The 6,318-nt window shown below is 73.1% G+C and carries 5 protein-coding genes; 3 read left to right on the forward strand and 2 right to left on the reverse strand.

Annotated elements, in window-relative coordinates; translation table 11 throughout:
* Positions 1 to 246 precede the first annotated feature (246 nt).
* Positions 247 to 1,338 carry a succinyldiaminopimelate transaminase gene (gene dapC, locus ACFVVX_RS37700; protein ID WP_387952682.1) on the reverse strand — a complete coding sequence of 364 codons (1,092 nt, stop codon included), beginning with the start codon at positions 1,336 to 1,338 and terminating at the stop codon, positions 247 to 249.
* Positions 1,335 to 1,757 carry a PPOX class F420-dependent oxidoreductase gene (locus ACFVVX_RS37705; protein WP_387952684.1) on the reverse strand — a complete coding sequence of 141 codons (423 nt, stop codon included), beginning with the start codon at positions 1,755 to 1,757 and terminating at the stop codon, positions 1,335 to 1,337. The genes dapC and ACFVVX_RS37705 overlap by 4 nt, the downstream gene beginning before the upstream one ends.
* 168 nt (positions 1,758 to 1,925) lie before the next feature.
* Between ACFVVX_RS37705 and ACFVVX_RS37710 the strand changes: the two genes are divergently transcribed.
* The 3 genes from ACFVVX_RS37710 to ACFVVX_RS37720 all read left to right on the forward strand — a co-directional run bounded on the left by ACFVVX_RS37710 (position 1,926) and on the right by ACFVVX_RS37720 (position 6,199).
* On the forward strand, positions 1,926 to 3,407 hold the full coding sequence (locus ACFVVX_RS37710) for an FAD-dependent monooxygenase (protein WP_387952685.1): 1,482 nt from the start codon (positions 1,926 to 1,928) through the stop codon (positions 3,405 to 3,407).
* Between the two features lie 75 nt (positions 3,408 to 3,482).
* Positions 3,483 to 4,520: a methyltransferase gene (locus ACFVVX_RS37715; protein WP_387952686.1), complete on the forward strand. Its 1,038-nt coding sequence runs from the start codon at positions 3,483 to 3,485 to the stop codon at positions 4,518 to 4,520.
* 17 nt (positions 4,521 to 4,537) lie between these two features.
* Positions 4,538 to 6,199: an NAD(P)/FAD-dependent oxidoreductase gene (locus ACFVVX_RS37720; protein ID WP_387952688.1), complete on the forward strand. Its 1,662-nt coding sequence runs from the start codon at positions 4,538 to 4,540 to the stop codon at positions 6,197 to 6,199.
* Positions 6,200 to 6,318: the final 119 nt, after the last annotated feature.

Below are 6,318 nucleotides of genomic sequence, written 5' to 3' on the forward strand. Positions count from 1 at the left end.
GGCCGGGGCCGTGCGCGGGTCCCCGGGCGGCGGGGGGGGCCGGCCGCCCCCGGGGGGTCGGGGGGCGCCCCCGCCCCCCCAGGGGGGGGGGCCCGACGCCGTTGCGCTGCCCCCGGCCGCGCAGCGCCACGGCCGGGGGCAGCACAGACCGGGAGCAAGCACGGGCGGTGAACAGCCCAGGCCGGGAACAGCGCAGCGCCCCGCCGGACGGCCGGCGGGGCGCTGCGAAAAATGGGCGGGCGCTGCTCAGAAGGCCGCGCCGAGCCGTTTCACCGCCTGCTCGATCCGCTCGTCGGTCTCGGTCACGGCCACCCGCACGTGCCGCGCGCCCGCCTCGCCGTAGAACTCCCCGGGCGCCACCAGGATGCCGAGCTCGGCCAGCGCGCCCACGGTCGACCAGCAGGGCTCGTCCCGGGTCGCCCACAGGAACAGCGAGCCCGCCGACCGGTCGATCCGGAAGCCGCTCCCCAGCAGCGCCGAGCGCAGCAGGGACCGCCGCCGCGCGTAGCTCTCGCGCTGCCGCACCAGGTGGTCGTCGTCGCCGAGCGCCGCCACCATGGCGGCCTGTACGGGGCCGGGCACCATGTGCCCCGCGTGCTTGCGCACCTCCAGCAGCGTGGCGATCACCACCGGGTCCCCCGCGGCGAACCCGGCCCGGTAGCCGGCCAGGTTGGAGCGCTTGGAGAGCGAGTGCACGGCCAGCACGCCCTCATGGCTGCCGCCACTGACCTCGGGGTGCAGGACCGAGCGGGTCGCGCCCTCCCAGACGTGTTCGAGGTAGCACTCGTCGTTGACGACGAGGGCGCCGCGCTCCCGGGCCCAGGCGACGATCGCGCGCAGCTCGGCGGTGTCGAGGACGCGGCCCTCCGGGTTGGACGGCGAGTTCAGCCAGACCACCTTGGGGTCGGGGCCCTCGTAGGTGAGCGGCGAGGCCGTCCGGATCAGCCGGGCGCCCGCCAGGCGGGCGCTCACCTCGTAGGTGGGGAAGGCGAGTTCGGGCACCAGGACGACATCGGCGGGGCCGAGGCCGAGCATCGTGGGCAACCAGGCGATCAGCTCCTTGGTGCCCACGGCCGGGATCACGGCGGCCGGGTGGACGGTCGCGCCCTCGTGGCGCAGCAGCCAGGCCGCGACGGCCTCGCGCAGCTGCGGCGTGCCCTCGGTGGACGGGTAGCCGGGGGCGTCGGCCGCGGCGGCGAGCGCCGCGCGGACCACGGCCGGCGTCGGGTCCACCGGGTCACCGAGTGCCAGGTTCACCAGCCCGTCGGGGTGGGCGGCGGCCCGCTTGCGGTAGGGGAACAGGACGTCCCAGGGGAACTTGGGCAGCCGCTCGATCATGCCCGCACCCCGTTCGCGACGTCGCGGGCCAGCGGCGGTGCCTGGCAGTCGGAGTCGATGCCCCAGGAGACGATCCGCTCCGGGGTGATCCGGATCAGCTCGTCGTCGACGTGCGGCAGGATCTCCTTGCCGCCGACCGGGAGCGCCTCGGCCGTGCCCCGGATCTCCAGGCCCCTGACCACCCAGTTCTCCGGGTCCACCACGTCGTCCACGACCAGCGAGACCTTCGGGTGGTTCTGGACGGTGCGGTACTTGAGGCTGCGGGCCATGCCGCGCCCGGTCACGTCGACGGTGCCGAGCTCTGCGTTGTAGTGGAAGCCGAGCGGGACGACGTGCGGCTGCCCGCGGCCGTCCACGGTGGCCAGGCGGGCGAGCGACTGCGAGGCCAGGTAGGCGGCCTCGTTCGCGGTGAAGGGCATGACGGGTCCTCCGTCGGTCGGATCGGGATTCCCGCCGACGCTAGGTGCTCCGCTTCGAGCCGGTTTGGTGCCCGGGCGCCCGCCGCGGCGGCCAACGGCGCTGGACACCGACTCGAAGCGCCGCTGGCACGGTGGGCCCGTCGTACAGGATCGGCAGCGGAGGTCGCGGTGGACTGCGATGTGGTGGTGGCGGGTGCGGGGCCGACCGGCCTGATGCTCGCCTGCGAGCTGGCGTTGGGCGGAGCCCGGACGCTGGTGGTGGAACGGAGAAAGGAGCCGGAGAAGCACTCGAAGGCCATGGGGATGCAGGGCCGGACCGTGGAACTGCTCGAACTTCGCGGGCTGCTCGACCGGTTCCTGGACGGAGCCGGTCTGCTCAAGGGCGGGAACTTCGCCAGCCTGGGCGTGCCGATGCGGTTCGAGGAGTTCGACACCCGGCACCCGTACGTGCTGCTGGTGCCCCAGCTGCGCACGGAGGAACTGCTGGCCGAACGGGCGCTGGAGCTCGGCGTCCGCATCGTCCGGGGCGATCCGGTCACCGGGTTCACCCAGGACGCGGACGGGGTGACGGTCGAGACCGCGGGCGGCACCGTCCGGGCGCGCTACCTGGTCGGCTGCGACGGCGGCGGCAGCGTCGTGCGGCGGCAGGCGGAGATCGGCTTCACCGGCCAGGACCCGCACATGTACGCGCTCATCGGGGACATGCGGTTCAGCGGCGACCTGCCGCGCGGCGAGGGCCTGGGCCCGATGCGCCCGGTGGGCCTGGTCAACCCCGAACGGCGGTCCTGGTTCGGCGCCTTCCAGCACCAGCCGGGCGTCTACCGGGCCACCGTCGCCTGGTTCGGCGAGCCCTTCCCCGACCGCAACGCGCCGGTCACCGAGGAGGAGATGCGCGCGGCCCTGGTCGAGCACACCGGCGGCGACCACGGGATGCACGATGTCACCTGGCTGTCCCGGCTCACCGACGTGTCCCGGCTGGCCGACTCGTACCGCAGCGGCCGGGTGCTGCTGGCCGGCGACGCGGCGCACATCCACCTGCCGGCCGGCGGGCAGGGGCTCAACCTCGGCCTCCAGGACGCAGTGAACCTCGGCTGGAAGCTGGCGGCCGTGGTGCGCGGCCAGGGCGGCGAGGAGCTGCTGGACAGCTACCAGAGCGAACGGCGGCCGGTGGCCGACGGCGTGGTGCACAACACCCGCACCCAGGCGGTGCTGATCGACCCGGACCCGCGCTACGACGCGCTGCGGCAGACCTTCCGCGAGCTGATGGCGCTGCCGGACACCAACCGGTACATCGCGGGGATGCTGTCCGGGTTCGACGTCCGCTACGGGACGGACGAGCACCCCTCGGTCGGCCGGCGGATGCCGGACGCCGACCTGCTGACCGCCGAGGGCACCGGGCGGATCAGCGACCACTTCGTCGAGGGGCGCGGGCTGCTGCTGCTGCCCGAGACGGCACCGGCCGCACCGGCCGCCGCGCCGCTGGCCGACTGGGCGGACCGGGTGACCACCCTGACCGCCACGATCGCGGGCGCGGAGCCCGACACGGCCTTCCTGATCCGACCCGACGGCTACGTCGCCTGGGCGGGCCACCCGGCCTGCCACGAGGAGCTCCGCAGCGCCGCGACCACCTGGTTCGGCGCCGCCGGCTGACCGCCGGACCCCGGCCCACCCGGCCGTCCGCATGACCAGGCAGAACGCAATCAGTACACCGCGAGAGGAAGCACAATGACGTCAGAGACCGGCAGCCCCGCTGCCCGCGCGCGCCGGATCGTCGCGCTCAACACCGCCTACTTCCAGGCCAAGGCGCTCCAGAGCGCGGTGGAACTCGGCCTCTTCGAGCTGCTGGCCGACCGGTCCGCCGACATCGAGGAGATCCGGACCGAACTGGGCATCACCCACCGGCTGTTCAAGGACTTCCTGGACGCCCTGGTCGGCCTCGACCTGCTGGAGCGGGAGGACGGCCGCTACCGGGTCGCCGCCCTGGCCACCGAGTTCCTCGTCCCGGGAGCTCCGACCTACCTGGGCGGCACCGCCCAGCAGCACGCCCGGCTGCACTTCCACGCCTGGGCGCAGCTCACCGACGCGCTGCGCGACGGCAAGGCGAAGTCCGCCGTCGCCGCGCAGGGCCCGCTGGCCTACCCCAAGCACTACGAGGACCTCGACCGCGCCCGGCAGGTCATGATGCACATGGACGCCCACAACGGCTTCACCGCCGACGAGTTGGCGCGCCAGATCGACTGGAGCGGCTACACCTCCTTCGTGGACGTCGGCGGTGCGCGCGGCAACGTCGCCTCCCGGATCGCCGCGGCCCACCCGCACCTGAAGGGCGGGGTCTTCGACCTGCCGGCGCTGCGCCCGCTCTTCGACGAGCTGGTCGGCGCGGCGGGGACGGCCGACCGGGTCACCTTCCACGGCGGCGACTTCTTCGCCTCGCCGCTGCCCGAGGCCGATGTGGTGATCTTCGGGCACGTGCTGCCGGACTGGCCGGTGGCCGACCGCCAGGAGCTGCTGCGCCGCGCCTTCAAGGCGGTGCGGCCCGGCGGCAAGGTGGTGCTCTACGACGCCATGATCGACCCGGACGAGCGGGACCCGGAGGTCCTGCTCCAGCGGATCAACCACACCATGATCCGGGACGACAGCTCGGCCTACTCGCTCGACCAGGCCCGCGCGTACCTGGAGGAGGCCGGCTTCACGGTCGACCGGGTCATCGCCACCGACACCATCACCAGGGACCACTTCGCCATCGGCACCAAGTCCGTCTGACCGGAGGGGAGAACGGCATGGCAGCGCACACCACGGAACAGCAGGCCGGGCAGCCGTACGACGTCGTGATCGTCGGCACCGGGCTGTCGGGCACGATGCTCGGATCGATCCTGGCCAAGCAGGGCTTCCGCGTCCTGCTGCTGGACGGCACCCACCACCCCCGGTTCGCCGTCGGCGAGTCGACCATCGGGCAGACCCTGGTGGTCCTGCGGCTGATCGCCGACCGGTACGGCGTGCCGGAGATCGCCAACCTGGCGAGCTTCGAGGACGTCCTGGCCAACGTCAGCAGCGCGCACGGGCAGAAGAGCAACTTCGGGTTCATGTTCCACCAGGACGGCGAGGAGCCGGACCCGACGGAGACCAGCCAGTTCCGCATCCCCGCGATCGTCGGCAACGCCGCGCACTTCTTCCGGCAGGACACCGACGCGTACATGTTCCACACCGCCGTCCGCTACGGCTGCGACGCGCGGCAGGACTACCGGGTGGAGCGGCTCGACCTCGACGACGAGGGCGTGACGGTGGTCGGCACGGACGGCAGCAGCTACCGCGCCCGCTACCTGGTCGACGCCAGCGGGTTCCGCTCGCCGCTGGCCAAGCAGTTGGGGCTGCGCGAGGAGCCGAGCCGGCTCAAGCACCACGCCCGCTCGATCTTCACCCACATGGTCGGCGTGGGGGCGATCGACGACCACGTGGACACGCCCGAGGAGCTGCGCCCGCCGGTACCGTGGAACGACGGGACGATGCACCACATCTTCGAGCGCGGCTGGATGTGGGTGATCCCCTTCGACAACCACCCGGGGGCGACCAACCCGCTGTGCAGCGTGGGGATCCAGCTCGACCCGCGGACCTACCCGGCCCGCCCGGACCTCACTCCCGAGGAGGAGTTCTGGTCCCATGTGGAGCGCTTCCCCGCGGTGGCACGGCAGTTGAAGGGCGCCCGCAGCGTGCGGGAGTGGGTCAGCACGGACCGGATGCAGTACTCCTCGACCCGGACGGTCGGCGACCGCTGGTGCCTGATGTCGCACGCGGCCGGGTTCATCGACCCGCTCTTCTCCCGCGGGCTGTCCAACACCTGCGAGATCATCAACTCGCTGTCCTGGCGGCTGATGGCGGCGCTGCGTGAGGACGACTTCTCGGCGGAGCGGTTCGCCTACGTGGAGACGCTGGAGCAGGGCCTGCTGGACTACAACGACCGGCTGGTGAACAACTCCTTCATCTCCTTCTCGCACTACCCGCTCTGGAACTCGGTGTTCCGGATCTGGGCCTCGGCCAGCGTGATCGGCGGCAAGCGCATCCTCAACGCGCTGACCGCGACCAAGGAGACCGGGGACGACTCGCACTGCCAGGCCCTGGACGAGAACCCCTACCCGGGGCTGTGGTGCCCGGTGGACTTCTACAAGGAGGCCTTCGACAAGGTCACCGAGGTGTGCGAGGCGGTGGACGCGAAGCGGATGACGGCCGAGGAGGGCGCGGCCGTCCTGGAGCGCCAGGTGCGGGAGTCGGACTGGATGCTGCCCGCGCTGGGCTTCAACGACCCCGACACCCACCACATCAATCCGACGGCGGAGAAGATGTTCAAGATCGCGCAGTGGGCCACCGACCACGCGCGCCCGGAGATCCGGGAGCTGCTGGCCGCCAGCGCCGAGGAGGTCCAGGCGGCCATGCGCAGGAAGCCGTAACGGCAGGAGCGCAGACCAGCGGCGGGGGGCGGGGGGGGGGGGGCCCGGCCCCCGCCGGGGCCCCGGCCCCGGGGGGGGGGGGGCCCGCCCCCCGGGGGGGGCCGGCCCCACCCGCCCCC

Origin of the sequence: Kitasatospora sp. NPDC058170, from assembly GCF_042883905.1 — a bacterium.
Classification (GTDB): Bacteria; Actinomycetota; Actinomycetes; order Streptomycetales; family Streptomycetaceae; genus Kitasatospora.

Bases quoted from the DNA above. Each gene is read 5' to 3' on its own strand.
- dapC (WP_387952682.1), bottom strand. From the start codon at position 1,338: ATGATCGAGCGGCTGCCCAAGTTCCCCTGGGACGTCCTGTTCCCCTAC.
- ACFVVX_RS37705 (WP_387952684.1), bottom strand. From the start codon at position 1,757: ATGCCCTTCACCGCGAACGAGGCCGCCTACCTGGCCTCGCAGTCGCTC.
- ACFVVX_RS37715 (WP_387952686.1), top strand. From the start codon at position 3,483: ATGACGTCAGAGACCGGCAGCCCCGCTGCCCGCGCGCGCCGGATCGTC.
- ACFVVX_RS37720 (WP_387952688.1), top strand. From the start codon at position 4,538: ATGGCAGCGCACACCACGGAACAGCAGGCCGGGCAGCCGTACGACGTC.